The organism is Herbiconiux daphne, assembly GCF_024979295.1.
GTDB classification, from domain to species: domain Bacteria; phylum Actinomycetota; class Actinomycetes; order Actinomycetales; family Microbacteriaceae; genus Herbiconiux; species Herbiconiux daphnes.
Map to the genome: position 1 here is coordinate 1 of NZ_JANLCJ010000376.1, position 713 is coordinate 713.

A 713-nucleotide genomic window follows, 5' to 3' on the forward strand; every position below is an offset into this window, starting at 1 on the left:
TATCGGAACTCATACGAGTTCCTAAAGTTAGGTGTCGTTTCCTCCACCGCTTTAGCCGCTATCCCGATCTCGTAACCGACCCATGACAACTTACCCGCTACAATCCGCCGTTTCTATCTAGGTGGCGTTTTCTCATTCCTTACCCGGTAGCATGATCATGTTTTAGGTGTCGGCGTTCCTCGGTGGCTACAGATAGCTTTCCCCTTGTCAGCCTGCCCGCGCGCCTTACCGCCCAAATACACCGAACCCAACGGCAAAACAACGACATAGCGCGAGCGTTGCAGGTGATTTGCTAGAATGCTTGCAAAGTCTAGAGAGATTCATTATCTTTAGATGCAAGAAAGCCGCCCCATTTAAGAGGTGTCTTTTTAAAATCCCGCTGCCCAGCAAGATTTTAAAATCTAGGTTTCGACCCGCATAACCCGCCTTGCCCGGCGGGTTTTGTCGTTTCTGGCTGTCACAATATACCAGGATCGCCCCTATCGCAAAGATCCTTTTAATGATCGGGGCTTTACCGGTTATTTGTTGAGCTTCGCTTCCAGCTCTTTGACGCGTGCCGATAGCACTTTGATAGCTGCCAGGGCATCAAGCAATAGCGCCGGTTGGTTCAGCGATAGCAGATCGCTACGCTCTTCCCCGTCTAACTCCCCGATATAGCACGCAACATAGTTCGGGTCGATCCCGGCCAGCTGCTGCGCGATAACGCCACGGCG

General features: G+C 51.8%; 1 protein-coding gene. It reads right to left on the reverse strand.

Annotation, left to right across the window (positions count from 1 at the left end):
* Positions 1 to 518: 518 nt before the first annotated feature.
* Positions 519 to 713: hypothetical protein (locus N1032_RS25335; RefSeq protein ID WP_259543357.1), on the reverse strand; the 195-nt coding region annotated here is incomplete at its 5' end.